Genomic DNA, 13,522 nt, shown 5'->3' with positions numbered 1-13,522 from the left:
ATGATGCGGTTTGGCCGCTTCATGTCGAAGCCGGGCCGCGACGGGGTGGAATGGCGCAGCCGACCTTCTTCACAAAGCCGCCTGCGACGGCGCTGGCCGATATTGCCACGCTGACAAAGGCGCTGCTGGTCGACCCCACCAGGGGCGATCACGTCATCACGGGCCTGGCCTCGCTCGACGAAGCCGGCCCGATGCATCTGGCGTTCTTCGACAACCTCAAATATGCCGATCAGCTCAAGGCGACCAGAGCGGGTGCCTGCCTGGTCAGCCCGCGCTTCGAGGCCCAGGTGCCCGCACACGTCGCCGTGCTGCGGGCGGCGCAGCCATTTCGCGCCTTCGTCAGGATCGCGCGGGAATGGCATGGCGACGCGCTGAGGCCGCAATCCTGGGTCGGCAATGACGGCATCGCGCCGTCGGCCATCATCGATCCCACGGCCCGGCTCGAGGACGGCGTGATCGTCGACCCCCTGGCGGTCATCGGTGCGGATGTCGAGATCGGCAGCGGCACGGTGGTCGGCGTCGGCGCCGTGATCGGCCCCGGCGTCAAGATCGGCCGGGACTGCAATGTCGGCGCCCGCACCGCCATCCAGTGCGCGCTGATCGGCAACGATGTGCTGATCCATCCGGGCTGCTCGATCGGCCAGGACGGTTACGGCTTCATCTTCTTCGGCCCTGAGGGGCACCTGAAGGTGCCGCAGACCGGGCGCGTGCTGATCCAGAACAATGTGGAGGTCGGCGCTGGCACCACCATCGATCGTGGGTCCCTGCGCGACACCGTGATCGGCGAGGGCACCAAAATCGACAACCAGGTCCAGATCGGCCACAATGTGACGATCGGCCGGAATTGCCTGCTGGCGGCCCAGATCGGGCTGGCCGGCAGTTTGACCATCGGCGACAATGTGGCGCTGGGAGCAAAGGTTGGCATCAACAATCACCTCAAGATCGGCGACGGAGCCCAGGTCACTGCGATGAGCGGCGTCAAGGACGACATCCCGCCGAACGGACGCTGGGGTGGTTTTTTCGCCAAGCCGACCAAGCAGTGGTTCAAGGAAATTATCGCGGTGGAGCGCCTGGTACGCGACAGCAGGGCCGATCCGAAGGACGAGGGACGGGAATGACGGAGGGATCTCCTATTAAGTTCGAGCTGGTGGACATCAACGCGATCCTCCAGACGCTGCCGCACCGCTTTCCGATGCTGCTGATCGACCGCGTGATCAACATCCGCGCCGATTACAGCGGCATCGGCATCAAGAACGTCACCTTCAACGAGCCGGCCTTCCAGGGGCATTTCCCCGAGCGCCCGGTCTATCCCGGCGTCATGATGATCGAGGCGATGGCGCAGACGGCGGGCGTGATCGGCATCAAGTCGGTCGAGGGCACCGAGAAACCGCGCGCGGTCTATTTCCTCACCATCGACAAGTGCAAGTTCCGCAAGCCCGTGCTCCCTGGCGATACCATCGAGTATCACATGCGCTCGCTTGGCCGCCGCAAAACCATGTGGTGGTTTCACGGCGATGCCAAGGTCAACGGCCAAGTCGTCGCCGAGGCCGACGTCGGCGCCATGCTGACCGACTGAGTGGCTTACGACCCCGCGGACGGGCTCATACGCCGCAATCGTAGCGGCTGCCCGCTGCCTCGCGTCTGATCTTCCGGTTGAAGAACTGGCCCATGGACGGCGCGCCCAGGAGGCTGTCGACCGTTTCGGGATCAACGCCGCAGTAGCGGTCATACGCGCCGTTGATCGCGACGATCAGGTCCTGCTGCGCGCGGTCGTAGCAGACGCGCTGAAGCACCGTGCTGCGGGTGATGTCGCGGCATTCGAATGTCGCGAGGTCGACGGGCCGGTGTCCGCCGGTCTCGACCGTCTCGGAGACGACCGGTGCGGCCGCGAGCTGTGCGAGCAGTATTGCCAGGGCCCTGACCACGATAGCTGAAGCTCCGCATGAACGTGTTGATGGGCCGGGAAGGCCGCCTCATCCGGCACGTGAAACACGTCGAGATCATACGTCACTGGACAGATCGGGCATAGTCGGGCTAACCAGCGGAAAACCGAACGACTTCAACACATAACCAGACCTTCTTGACGAGTTAGATTGCTTGATGAGCAAGATTGATCCCACCGCACGGGTCGAGGACGGCGCCGTGATCGGCGAGGGTACCGAGATCGGCCCCTATTGCATCATCGGCCCGAATGCCGTGATCGGCGCGAACTGCAAGCTGATCGGACAGGTCACCGTCATCGGCCACACCTCGGTCGGCGACAACTGCGTGATCTCGCCGTTCGCGGTGCTCGGCGGCGCGCCCCAGGATCTGAGCTACAAGGGCGAGCCGACCCGGCTCGAGATCGGCTCGGGCTGCACCATCCGCGAAGGCGCGACGATGAACGTCGGCACCATCAAGGGCGGCGGGCTGACGCGCGTCGGCAGCGGCGGCTACTTCATGAACAACAGCCATGTCGGCCATGACTGCATGGTCGGCGACAGCGTGATCTTCGCGACGTCGGCGACGCTCGGCGGCCATTGCGAGATCGGCGATGCCGTCTATATAGGCGGCCTGTCTGCCGTGCATCAGTTCACGCGCATCGGCCCGTATGTCATGGTCGGCGGGGTCTGCGGCGTACGCGACGACGTCATCCCTTATGGGCTGGTCAACGGTCAATATGCGGTGCTGGAGAGCCTCAACCTGATCGGCATGAAGCGGCGCAAGTTCACCAAGCAGCGGCTTGCGACCGTGCGCGCGTTCTACCAGAAGCTCTTCCACGGCCCAGGCACCTTCGCCGAGCGGCTCGAAGCGTCCAGGCCGCTGGCCGGCGAAGATCCGGCGATCGCCGAGATCCTCGGCTTCATCGGCAAGGGCAAGCGTCCGCTCTGTCTTCCCGCCATCGAGAAGTGAACCTGCGATGGCCGCGGACATGACATCGGCGGCGGCAGGGATTTCATCGCCCGTCGGCGTGGTCGCCGGCGGCGGCGCCATGCCGTTTGCGGTTGCCGACTCGCTCGCCACGCGCGGCATCACGCCGGTGCTGTTTCCGCTGCGCGGCGCCTGCGATCCGGTGCAGGTGGAAAAGTTCCGCCACCGCTGGATCTCAGTCGGCCAGCTCGGGCGCGCGATGCGGCTGTTCCGCGAGGAGGGCTGCCGCGACCTCATCTTCATCGGCACCTTGGTGCGGCCTTCGCTCTCGGAGATCCGGTTCGACTTCACGACATTGCGGTTGCTCGGCAATGTCATCCGTGCCTTTCGCGGCGGGGACGATCATCTGCTGTCGGGCGTCGGGCGCATTCTCGAACAAGGCGGCTTTCGCATGGTCGGGATCAAGGACGTTGCGCCCGACCTCTTGATGCCCGAGGGCTGCATCAGCCGCGCCTGGCCGAGCGACACCAGCAAGACCGACATCGAGCGCGGCCGCGCGGTCCTGACCGCGCTCGGGCCGTTCGACATCGGCCAGGCCGCCGTGGTGATCGACGGCCATGTGGTGGCGGTCGAGGATATCGAGGGCACCGACGCGCTGCTCGCGCGCGTCGCGCGGCTGCGCGAGGAGGGCCGCATTCGCGCGGCGACGGGCCGCGGCGTGCTGGTGAAGGCGCCGAAGAGCAGCCAGGACCTGCGTTTCGACCTGCCGACGATTGGCCCGCGCACCATCGAGGGCGTCGCGAGAGCCGGCCTTGCCGGCATCGCCGTGATCGCCGGCAACACCATTGCCGCCGAGCCGCAGGCGATGATCGCGCTCGCCGACGCAAAGTACCTCTTCATCATCGGCCTGCCGGCGTGATGCAGGGTCGCGATCCCAAGCGAAAGATCTTCCTGATCGCCACGGAGGAATCCGGCGACCGGCTCGGCAGCGCCTTGATGAAGGTGCTGCGCCAGCGCCTCGGCGACGGCGTGCAGTTCGAAGGCGTCGGCGGCCGCACCATGGCGCGCGAGGGGCTCGAGACGCTGTTCCCGATCGAGGAGCTGTCGATCGTCGGTTTCGCCGCGGTGGTGCAGCAATTGCCGAAGATCCTGCGCTTGATCCGCGAGACCGCGGACGCCGTGCTGGAGGCCGTGCCCGACGCGCTCGTCATCATCGACAGCCCCGATTTCACCCATCGCGTCGCGCGCCGCGTGCGGGCGCGCAATCCTGCGATCCCGATCGTCGACTACGTCTCGCCGCAGCTCTGGGCCTGGCGGCCGGGACGGGCGCGGACCATGCTCGGCTATGTCGATCACGTCCTCGGCCTGTTGCCGTTCGAGCCGGAGGAATACCGCAAGCTCGGCGGGCCGCCATGCAGCTATGTCGGCCATCCCTTGATCGAGCAATTGGGGTCGCTGCGGCCGAATGCGGAGGAGCAGAAGCGCCGCAACAGTGAGCTGCCGGTGCTGCTGGTGCTGCCCGGCAGCCGGCGCAGCGAGATCCGGCATCATATCGAGGTGTTTGGCGCGGCGCTCGGCCGGTTGCAGGCGGAGGGGCGCGCGTTCGAACTGATGCTGCCGACCATGCCGCATCTCGAAGCCACCGTCCGCGAAGGCATCGCCAGTTGGCCGGTCAAGCCGCAGATCGTGATCGGCGAGGCCGAGAAGCGCGCCGCCTTCCGGATCGCGCACGCCGCGCTGGCGAAATCCGGCACGGTGACGCTGGAACTGGCGCTATCGGGCATTCCGATGGTGACGGCCTATCGCGTCGGCGCCATCGAGGCCTTCATCCTGCGCCGCGCGATCCGCGTCTCCTCGGTGATCCTTGCCAATCTCGTGATCGGTGAGGATGTCATTCCGGAGTTTTTGCAGGAAGACTGCACGCCGGAGAAGCTCGCGCCGGCGCTGTCAGAGGTGCTCACGGACAGCGATATGCGCCGCCGGCAGGTCGAAGCCTTCGCCCGTCTCGACACCATCATGTCCACAGGCAACAAAGCGCCGAGCGTGCTCGCCGCCGACATCGTGCTGGCGACCATGCGTAAGGGGCGGCGGTAGACGACGGCCTTGTAGGGTGGGCAAAGCGAAGGCGTGCCCACCGTGCCTTTCTCGGTGGCGGAGAGAAGGTGGGCACGCTTTTGCTTTGCCTACCCTACGATACTCTTCCGGATCACGCTCTAACCCAAGCCGCCGTCGACCTGAAAACACTGACGCGTGATGCGCTGGCTCTCATCGGAGGCGAGATACAGCGCCATGTTGGCGATGTCGTCGGGCGTCACTGCATCGGGAATGGCCTGACGCGTGCGAATCTCGGCGATGGTCTGCTCGTCGGGATACCACAGCCGGCGCTGGCGTTCGGTGATCACCATGCCAGGCGCAATGGCGTTGACGCGGATGCGGTCGGGACCGACCAGCCGCGCCAGTGAGTTGGTGAAGCCGACGATCGCCGCCTTTGCCGCGGCGTAGACCGGCAGCGCCGGCCCGCCGCGCATCCAGGCGATCGACGACATGTTGATGATCGAGCCGCCGCCGCGCGCCTGCATCTGCGGCACGACGGCTTGTGCGGCGAAGAAGACGTGCTTGAGGTTGACGCCGATCATCCAGTCGAACTCGGATGGCGTCACCTCGGCCAGCACCTGGCGCTGGTCGTTGGCGGCGTTGTTGACGAGGACCGCGGCATCGCCGAGCGATCCGCGGACCTGCGCGATCGCGGCGCGCAAGGCGTCGATGTCCAGGAGGTCGCAGCGCACGAAAAGTGGTGCCGCGCCGGACGCGGCCGCGACCTCCTCAACCAGCGATCCGCCGGCCGCTTCGTCGATATCGAGGAACGCGACGCGGGCACCCTGGGCGGCGAAGGCGCGCACGAAGGCGGCACCGATGCCGCTGGCGCCACCGGTGATCAGCACCACGCGGTCCGCGAGGCCGGCATAGCTCGTCTGGGTCATGCGATCAGTCGCTCCGTCTCGGGGTCGAACAGGCAGATGCGGCGGGTGTCGAGCGCGAACGGCGCCACGGCGCCCGGCGTGGGGCGGATGTCGGGCGAGATGCGCGCCTGCGCGGGCTCGCCGCCAAGCCGCAGCAGGACGATCGTCTCGGCCCCGGTGGGCTCGACCATCTCGACCGGCGCGGTGACGACGACCGGTGTGCCGGTACTACCGGAGAACACGCGGTCCCCCTCGGCGATGCATTCCGGCCTGATCCCGAGCACCACCTCGCGGCCGACATAGGACGCCGCGGCATCGTAACCCTGGAGGCGGAGACGGACCTCGTCCGGGCGTCCCGCGCCGATCACGACCACCGGCCCGTCGGCGTCGGCATCGAGCCGTGCGGGCATCGTGTTCATGGGCGGCGAGCCCATGAAGCGGGCGACGAACAGATTGGCGGGATAACGATACACGGTATCGGGGTCGGCAAACTGCTGCACCACGCCCCGATGCATCACCGCGATCCGGGTCGCCATCGTCATTGCCTCGATCTGGTCGTGGGTGACATAGACGATGGTGGCGCCGATGCGCTGGTGCAGGCGCTTGATCTCCATCCGCATCTCCACGCGCAGTTTTGCGTCGAGATTGGAGAGCGGCTCGTCGAACAGGAAGAGCAGGGGATCGCGCACCAGCGCCCGGCCCATCGCCACGCGCTGACGCTGGCCGCCGGAGAGCTGCGACGGCTTGCGGCCGAGCAGGGGTTCGATCTGGAGCAGGCGAGCCACATTCGCCAGTGCCTTCTCCTGCTCGGCCTTCGGCACATGCCGGCATTCCATGCCGAAGGTGATGTTCTGGCGCACCGTCATGGACGGATAGAGCGCGTAGGACTGGAACACCATGGCGATGTCGCGGTCTTTGGGCGGGACGTCGTTGACGACGCGTCCGCCGATCTCGATCGTCCCCGCGCTCGGGCGATCGAGACCGGCCACGATGTTGAGCAGCGTGGACTTGCCGCAGCCGGACGGCCCCACCAGCACGGTGAACTCGCCGCTCTCGATATCGAGATCGATGCCCTTCAGCACCTCCAGATTGGCGTAGCGCTTGGACAAGGCACGGATGCTCAGCGCTGCCATGACGGCTCCATCATTTCACGGCTCCGGCGGTCAGGCCGCGTACGAAGTACTTGCCGCCGATCAGATAGATCAGCAGGGTCGGCAGAGCGGCGATCATCACCGCGGCGCTTTGCACGCCATGCTGCGGGATATCGGCGACCGCGGCGGACAGGGCGATCAGCGCGGCGGTGACCGGCTGCTGCTGACCGGTCGTGAATGTCACGCCGTAGAGAAACTCGTTCCAGATATGCGTGAACTGCCAGATCACGGTGACGACCAGGATAGGCGGCGAGAGCGGCAGGATGATGCGCCAGAAAATACGAAAGAACCCGGCGCCATCGATTCGCGCGGCTCTGATCAACTCCTGCGGGATGGCAGTGTAGTAGTTGCGGCAGAACAAGGTGGTGAAGGAAAGCCCCTGGATCGTGTGGATCACGACCAGGCCCGTCAGCGTGTTCATCAGGCCGGTATCGCGCAGCACGATGGTCCAGGGCAGCAAACGCATCTGCTGCGGAAGGAAGATGCCGAGCGTGACGATACCGTAAATCCAGCTGTCGCCGCGAAAGCGCCAGAGCGAAACCGCGTAACCGGCGATCGCACCAAGCAGGGTGGAGAAGATCGTCGCGGGAACGGTCACGAGCGCGGAGTTCAGCACGTATGGCCGGATGCCGGCGCACGTCTCGGCGACGCAGAAGCCGCTCCAGGCGGTGGCGTAATTGCTCCAGGCCAGATGTTGCGGCCAGCCGATCATCGACCCCTGCGCGATCTCCTCGTTGCTGCGGAGCGAATTCAGCACGACAACAGCCAGTGGCGCGAGCCATGCTACCGCGATCAAGAAAACGACGAGATAGATCAAAATCCGGCTTGGTGCGAAGGTTCGGTCACGCATGGTTCGCCCGCCGCCGCTGGACATATCGCCACGCTGCATAGGGCAGCAGCACCGCGAGAAGAATGAGCAGCATGAGCACTGCCGCCGCCGCTCCTCGTCCGAGCAGGCTGCGCTGGAACATTAGGTCATAGACGACAAGCGCTGGAAGCTGCGTCGCGATTCCAGGCCCGCCATTGGTGAGCGCGCGGACGAGGTCGAAGGTCGAAATCGCGAACTGCAGCTGGATGACGATGACGGTGATGGTGATCGGCCACAGCGTCGGCAGGATGACGCGGCGGTACATCCGGATCGGTCCGGCGCCGTCGATCTGCGCGGCCTTGATCAGGTCGGCATCGACGGAACGGAGGCCGGCGAGGAAGAGCGCCATGGCAAAGCCCGAGGATTGCCAGATCGCAGCGATGACAATGGTCCAGATGGCCATGTCGCGGTCGATCAGCCAGTCGAACCGGAAGGAAGTCCAGCCGAGGTCGTGGACCAGCTTCTGGATTCCAAGGCCGGGGTTGAGCAGCCAGCTCCAGACCGTGCCCGTGACCACGAACGACACCGCCAGGGGGTACAGGAAGATGGATCGCAGCAGGTTCTCGCCGCGAATGCGCTGATCGAGCAGGATCGCAAGCATGAGGCCGGTCGCCAGACTCAGCAACACGAAGGCGCTGCCAAAGAGCAGCAGATTGTCGAGGGCGATCTGCCAGTTTCGCGATGCCGCAACCGCGGAATAGTTGCGCAAACCCACCCAGCCCGAGACCGGGACCAGAGTGGATGGCGTGAACGATATCCAGATCGTCCACAGCGAAAACGCAATGAGGTGCGCAGCCGACAACAGCAGCGGCACCCAGATCGTCAGAACTTCGGGCAGCCGGCGCACCACGTCAGAGGCCGCCGGCCGGCCCAGTCCTGTCGAGACGACGTTGGTCAACGTGCGCCCTCGACGGCCTCGGCGAGGCGTGTGGCCGCCTGCTCCGGCTTGATCGTCTTGTTCTTCACGTACTCCGTGATCACATCGATCATCGCCGCGGTCATCCCGTTTTCCTGCGCCATATTGTGCGCGAGGCTGAGGACCGCCTGATTGCTGGCGATGGCATCTTTCAGAGCAGCTGCGGTCCGCCGCTGACCGTCCGACCAGCCTTCGCCGGACAGATCGACATCGGTGCGCACGGGGATCGATCCCGTGATCTGCGAATACATCGTCTGGATCGCGGGATCCATGACGAGCTGGGCCATCAGCGTCTGGCCGGCTTGTAGGTCGGGCTCCTTGCGCTGCCAGAATATGAAGGCATCGGCATTCAACAGGAAGACCGGCTTGGCGTTGTCGCTGGGGCCTGGCGCGATGATGAAGTCCTCGAGCTTGAAACCGGCATTGCGCAATACGCCCTGCGCCCAACCGCCCATGATCATCATGCCCATGTCGCCGTCGATGAAGCGCTTCAGGTTGGTCGAAAAGTGTTGGGCGCCGACGTTGGGGTCCATCCAGTCGGCGATCTTGCGCACCTGTGCGAACGCGGCCTTGATCTCGGGACCCTCCAGAGTTTTCTTCTCGAGATTCATGATGGCCGCGCGGTATGCGATGGGACTGATGCCCGCCAGAGCGGCCTCGAATTTCTGCCCATCGTCGGGGCGGGTGCCGCCATTGGCAACGGGATATGCGACGCCGCCTGATTTCATCTTTTCGGCGAGATCATTGAAGTCGGCCCAGGTGACCGGGATCTTGTCGGCCTTGGCCTTGTCCATCGCGCGCCTGGAGAGGAACAGCATGTTGGTGCTGTAGATCTGCAACGGCAGCGCGATCCACTTGCCGCCCGGCTTGTGCAATTTCGCGAGGTCTGGCGCGACGACCTTCTCGTAACCTGCAGCAGCGACGACAGCGTCGAGATCGACGGTCGGGGCGATCTTCGACCAGGCCGCGATCTCGGGGCCCTTGAGCTGCGAGCATGCCGGCGGATCGCCGGCAATGATCTGAGCGCGCAGCTTGTTCATCATCTCGGTGGTGAACCCGGGGACGGGCGAGTGCTGCCAGACCCCGCCTTTCTCCTCGAATTTCTTGCCGAGCGCGGTGATCGCCGCGCCGTCGCTGCCTGCGGACCATTGCGAGATCGCGGTCAAACGCGGCTTGACCGCGCCTTGCGCGCGGGCAAATGCCGGCAGCGCGAGCGCGGCAGCAGACCCAGCGAGCAGACGGCGCCTTGTTGTTGTGATCGGCATGGCAAGTTCCTCCCGGTGTGAACTCTCTTGCGCGACAGCCGCGCAGCTTCAGGGCATCTCAGGCGGCCTCCGTCGATGCGGCCGGCATACCGCCGCGGCAAGCGAGGCAGAAGGCAGCGAACGCCAGCGCGGCCCTGGGATCATTGCCATTCGAGGGCGGCACGAAAGCGAGCGACACCTGCGCATGCTCAGGGCCGCCGAGCAGGCTGGCGTCGACGCCGTCGACCAGCGCCTTTCGATCGTCCTCCGCAAGGAGCGACGGCCAGCCACTGATTGCAACGCCGCGGCATGGCTTGACGTTCAGCGTGTTGCCGATCGCGAGCCCGAGCCGGAACAGCCGCCGCCGCAGTTCCTGGCGCGCGCGCGCCGAGAGCGGGACCGCGGTCACCCAATCGCTGCCTAGCTGAAGCAGTTCGGCCTCGGAAACACCAAGGAGCTCGGCCAGGGCGGGAAGCGACGTATAGGCTTCGACGCAACCGTGATGGCCGCAGCGGCAACGCGGTCCGTCGGTGCCGAACACCATGTGGCCGAGTTCGACCGGCTGGAGTGCATCGGCCTCGGTCGGATCGTCCACCCAGGTGCCTGCGACGCCCTGGCCGACGAAGACGAAGAGATGCGCGCCGCTGAACGGATAGTTCTCCCTGCGGCAGCGGTGAAAGGTGGCGTGTGCGACGACCGAATTGGTGAACTCCACCGGCACGCCGGCAAACATTTGGGCGAGCATGGCGCCGATGCGCGCGATGTCGCAGGGGATGATCGGATTGGTCGATATGCTCAGTCGGCCGAGGCCCGGAATGGAGACGCCGATCTGCGCAAGCGCGATGCGGCGGCGCCGCGTCCAGTCGCGCAGCAATGTCAGCGCCTCGCGAAACACCCGGCCGACAGACTCGGCTGTGGGCTTTGCCGGTAGCGCCACACGCTCCGTATAGTGCAACTCGCCCGACAAGGTCCCAACGCCGACGCTGAGCCACTGGCCGGTCAGCTCGACGGCCGCAAGCGCCACCGAACCATCGAGCGACACCAGGCCCGTCGGGCCGCCGACGTAAGGGGCAGGGCGCCGCACCTCCTCGATCAGGCCTTCGGCCTTCAGATCAAACAGGATGCGCGACAGGCTCGCTTCCGACAGGCGCACGGCCTTGGCCAGAGGCGGGCGAAACGAACCGCCCGACTGAAGCAGATGAGTCAAAATGGCAGCCCGCGTCTGCCGCCGACTTCTCGGCTGCTCCGGCATTTCCATCCCTGTCGTCATTCTTACTTAGTGTAAGAATTTGCGCGCGGAGCGTTTCAACTGTCAAGCGTTTGCGGGGGAGAGGCACCGACTTGTTGTTGTGCGCGGCAACAAGATTGATGAGCGCAACCTGCATTCGCAGAGCAGCGACACCACTCAGGAGAGACGGGCGACGTCGACGACGATCCGGTTGCGATTGTCCGGGTCGACCAGGACTGGCAACTCGCCCCCGACGGCGGTGCGGCTTTCGCGGCGGCTTGAACTGCTGAATGACATGCGCGTGACTGCTTCCCAACCCGGCCCGCCGCTCGGGTCGCTCACCGAGACCGTAATGTCCCACGTCCCGCCCGGCGCGCTGCTCGGTTGCACCTCGTGCGCGGTTAACACCTTCGCCGTGGTCGGGACTAAACCCAGGGCTCCAGCGCCGCCGGCGAGCGCAATCTCCATCTGCTGAGGCGTCAGGCCATTGACCAGACCGGGCGACGATGCCGAGTGCTCCACCTCGCGCCAGATGCCGGGAAACGGCCGGCGGCTTGGCGTGTCGGCCTGCTGCTCGCCGCGCAAATGCTCCGCGAGCCGTTCGGACGCGTCTCGCTCGGTCGGCACCAAATCCCATTCGATCCTGAACCGTGTGGGATCAGCGAGGTCCAGGGTGACCGGAAGCACCGTCCCGGGGCGCGGCCATTTCGGCTTGGGAACGTCGTAAGCGCTGTACCGCACGGCGGTCGCCGCGACGCGCTCCGCGGTGACGACCCCGTCAATGTCGCACCGGGGATAAAGCACCATCTCGCCGGCCGCATCGGGGAACGGCGAACAGGCCGCGACCTGCAGCCATCCGTCCACCGGGTTCGTGATCCGCATCGGCTCGCCCTGCGCTATGCTCGCTGTTCCCGGTATCCTGCCAAACAAAAACGGCGCCATCGTGAGATGGCGCCGTTTCGAAAGCCGTGCTGGCTGAAGACTTACTTGCGATCCTTGATCGCCACGTAGTCGCGGCGGGTGACGCCGGTGTAGAGCTGGCGCGGACGACCAATCTTCTGCTGCGGATCCTCGATCATCTCGCTCCACTGGCTGATCCAGCCGACGGTGCGGGCGACCGCGAACAGCACGGTGAACATCGAGACCGGGAAGCCCATCGCCTTCAGCGTGATGCCCGAATAGAAGTCGACGTTCGGGTACAGCTTGCGGTCGATGAAGTACTGGTCGCTGAGCGCGATCTTCTCGAGCTCCATCGCCACCTTCAGCATCGGATCGTCGCCATGGCCGGTCTCCTTGAGCACGGCGTGACACATCTTCTGCATGATCTTGGCGCGCGGATCGTAGTTCTTGTAGACGCGATGACCGAAGCCCATCAGGCGGACTTCGCTGTTCTTGTCCTTCACCTTGGCGATGAATTCCGGAATCTTGTCGACCGAACCGATCTCGGCGAGCATCGCGAGCGCGGCTTCGTTGGCGCCGCCGTGGGCCGGGCCCCAGAGGCAGGCGATGCCGGCGGCGATGCAGGCGAACGGGTTGGCGCCGGAGGAGCCGGCGATGCGCACCGTCGAGGTCGAGGCGTTCTGCTCGTGGTCGGCGTGCAGGATGAAGATCTTGTCCAGCGCGTCAGCCAGCACCGGATTGATCTTGTACTCCTCGCACGGCACGGCGAAGCACATGTGCAGGAAGTTCTCGGCGAACTTCAGCGAGTTCTTCGGATACACGAAGGGCTGGCCGATCGTGTACTTGTAGGCCATCGCCGCCAGCGTCGGGATCTTCGCGATCATGCGCATGGAAGCGATCATGCGCTGCTTCGGGTCGTTGATGTCGGTGGAGTCGTGGTAGAACGCGGCGAGCGCGCCGACGGAGGCCACCATGACGGCCATCGGATGGGCGTCGCGGCGGAAGCCCTGGAAGAAGCGGGCCATCTGCTCGTGCACCATCGTGTGATGGATCACGCGGTCGTCGAAATCCTTCTTCTGCGCGGCGGTCGGCAGGTTCCCGTAGAGCAGGAGGTAGCAGGTCTCCAGGAAGTCGCCGTTCTCGGCGAGCTGCTCGATCGGATAGCCGCGGTATTCCAGCACGCCCGCGTCGCCGTCGATATAGGTGATCTTGGACTGGCAGCTCGCGGTCGAGGTGAAGCCCGGGTCATAGGTGAACAGGCCCGACTGGCCGTAGAGCTTGCCGATATCGATGACATCAGGCCCGACGCTGCCGCTGTGGATCGGGAGATCGTAGTTCTTGTTTCCGACCGTCAGCGTGGCGGTCTTATTGCTTGCTTTTGCGTCCATCGTAGGTCCCCGATGTA

14 protein-coding genes are annotated in these 13,522 nt (G+C 65.4%); 5 read left to right on the top strand and 9 right to left on the bottom strand.

Annotation, left to right across the window (positions count from 1 at the left end):
• Positions 1–50 precede the first annotated feature (50 nt).
• Both lpxD and fabZ read left to right on the top strand, forming a co-directional pair.
• Complete coding sequence (gene lpxD / locus BJA_RS24385) at positions 51–1,118, top strand: UDP-3-O-(3-hydroxymyristoyl)glucosamine N-acyltransferase (protein WP_011087620.1); 1,068 nt, start codon at positions 51–53, stop codon at positions 1,116–1,118.
• Entirely contained in the window at positions 1,115–1,576 is a 462-nt protein-coding gene (gene fabZ, locus BJA_RS24380) for a 3-hydroxyacyl-ACP dehydratase FabZ (RefSeq protein WP_011087619.1), read from the top strand. The genes lpxD and fabZ overlap by 4 nt, the downstream gene beginning before the upstream one ends.
• Positions 1,577–1,601: 25 nt before the next feature.
• Here fabZ and BJA_RS24375 read toward each other — a convergent pair whose 3' ends face one another.
• On the bottom strand, positions 1,602–1,925 hold the full coding sequence (locus BJA_RS24375; RefSeq protein WP_011087618.1) for a KTSC domain-containing protein: 324 nt from the start codon (positions 1,923–1,925) through the stop codon (positions 1,602–1,604).
• 175 nt (positions 1,926–2,100) lie between these two features.
• On the opposite strand from BJA_RS24375, the gene lpxA reads away from it, so the two are divergent.
• From lpxA to lpxB, 3 genes are read left to right on the top strand one after another with little or no spacing between them, the layout of a single operon-like run.
• Entirely contained in the window at positions 2,101–2,892 is a 792-nt protein-coding gene (gene lpxA, locus BJA_RS24370; RefSeq protein WP_011087617.1) for an acyl-ACP--UDP-N-acetylglucosamine O-acyltransferase, read from the top strand.
• A 19-nt stretch (positions 2,893–2,911) separates the two neighbouring features.
• Positions 2,912–3,769, top strand: a complete 858-nt coding sequence (locus BJA_RS24365; protein WP_038967850.1) for an LpxI family protein — start codon at positions 2,912–2,914, stop codon at positions 3,767–3,769.
• The gene (gene lpxB, locus BJA_RS24360; protein ID WP_011087615.1) at positions 3,766–4,944 is read left to right on the top strand and encodes a lipid-A-disaccharide synthase; all 1,179 of its coding nucleotides are present in this window, start codon (positions 3,766–3,768) and stop codon (positions 4,942–4,944) included. Before BJA_RS24365 ends, lpxB begins: the two co-directional genes overlap by 4 nt.
• A 119-nt stretch (positions 4,945–5,063) precedes the next feature.
• Here the strand turns inward: lpxB and BJA_RS24355 are convergent, their stop codons facing one another.
• From BJA_RS24355 to gltA, 8 genes are all read right to left on the bottom strand, one after another.
• The gene (locus BJA_RS24355) at positions 5,064–5,831 is read right to left on the bottom strand and encodes an SDR family NAD(P)-dependent oxidoreductase (protein ID WP_011087614.1); all 768 of its coding nucleotides are present in this window, start codon (positions 5,829–5,831) and stop codon (positions 5,064–5,066) included.
• Positions 5,828–6,943 (bottom strand): ABC transporter ATP-binding protein, encoded by a 1,116-nt coding sequence (locus tag BJA_RS24350; RefSeq protein WP_011087613.1) that lies wholly within the window; start codon positions 6,941–6,943, stop codon positions 5,828–5,830. Before BJA_RS24350 ends, BJA_RS24355 begins: the two co-directional genes overlap by 4 nt.
• Before the next feature lie 10 nt (positions 6,944–6,953).
• Positions 6,954–7,811: a carbohydrate ABC transporter permease gene (locus tag BJA_RS24345; protein ID WP_038967851.1), complete on the bottom strand. Its 858-nt coding sequence runs from the start codon at positions 7,809–7,811 to the stop codon at positions 6,954–6,956.
• Entirely contained in the window at positions 7,804–8,727 is a 924-nt protein-coding gene (locus BJA_RS24340) for a carbohydrate ABC transporter permease (protein WP_038967845.1), read from the bottom strand. The genes BJA_RS24345 and BJA_RS24340 overlap by 8 nt, the downstream gene beginning before the upstream one ends.
• Positions 8,724–10,010: an ABC transporter substrate-binding protein gene (locus BJA_RS24335; RefSeq protein ID WP_011087610.1), complete on the bottom strand. Its 1,287-nt coding sequence runs from the start codon at positions 10,008–10,010 to the stop codon at positions 8,724–8,726. Before BJA_RS24335 ends, BJA_RS24340 begins: the two co-directional genes overlap by 4 nt.
• A 58-nt stretch (positions 10,011–10,068) precedes the next feature.
• Complete coding sequence (locus tag BJA_RS24330; RefSeq protein ID WP_178372829.1) at positions 10,069–11,247, bottom strand: ROK family transcriptional regulator; 1,179 nt, start codon at positions 11,245–11,247, stop codon at positions 10,069–10,071.
• A gap of 147 nt (positions 11,248–11,394) precedes the next feature.
• Positions 11,395–12,099 carry a hypothetical protein gene (locus BJA_RS24325; RefSeq protein WP_236842064.1) on the bottom strand — a complete coding sequence of 235 codons (705 nt, stop codon included), beginning with the start codon at positions 12,097–12,099 and terminating at the stop codon, positions 11,395–11,397.
• A 101-nt stretch (positions 12,100–12,200) separates the two neighbouring features.
• Complete coding sequence (gene gltA, locus BJA_RS24320) at positions 12,201–13,505, bottom strand: citrate synthase (RefSeq protein WP_011087607.1); 1,305 nt, start codon at positions 13,503–13,505, stop codon at positions 12,201–12,203.
• Between the last annotated feature and the right edge of the window lie 17 nt (positions 13,506–13,522).

Source organism: Bradyrhizobium diazoefficiens USDA 110 (genome assembly GCF_000011365.1).
Lineage (GTDB): Bacteria > Pseudomonadota > Alphaproteobacteria > Rhizobiales > Xanthobacteraceae > Bradyrhizobium > Bradyrhizobium diazoefficiens.
Note: the sequence above shows the minus strand (reverse complement) of the source record. Positions and strands in the feature narration are given on the sequence as shown.